At 62.7% G+C, this 415-nt stretch carries 1 pseudogene; it reads left to right on the top strand.

The features are described 5' to 3' along the window. A pseudogene (locus JJB97_RS18395) lies at positions 1 to 415 on the top strand (VENN motif pre-toxin domain-containing protein); the annotation flags it as partial.

The following is a 415-nucleotide window of genomic DNA, read 5'->3' as shown; positions in this document are numbered from 1 at the left end:
GGAGAAGGAGCAGCAGCGGATCAAGGAAGCGCAGCTTATCGGGGAAATCGGCAGCCAGGTTAGTGATATCCTGCGCACGGAAGGGAAAATCGCGGGCGAGAAGGCGAAGACGGACCCGGCTGCGCTGGCGGCAGCCCGTAAACAGCTTGACGCCGCAGGCGAGCCATATACGGAAGAGGATGTCAGGAAGCAGGCTTACCTCAACGCGATGAAGCCCTGGGGCACCGGCAGTACCATGCAGCAGGCGGTACAGGCCGCGACGGCCGCGGTGCAGGGGCTGGCGGGCGGCAATATCGGCCAGGCGATAAGCGGTGCAGCTGCGCCGTATCTGGCGGAAGTTATCCATAATATGACCACCACGAAGGACGCCAGCGGTAAAGAGGTGGTGAACACCCAGGCGAACCTGATGGCGCAC

Origin of the sequence: Tenebrionibacter intestinalis (assembly GCF_016632365.1) — a bacterium.
In the GTDB taxonomy this organism is placed as follows: domain Bacteria; phylum Pseudomonadota; class Gammaproteobacteria; order Enterobacterales; family Enterobacteriaceae; genus Tenebrionibacter; species Tenebrionibacter intestinalis.
The sequence above is the reverse complement of the archived record's forward strand: the minus strand, read 5'-3'. Positions and strand labels throughout refer to the sequence as shown.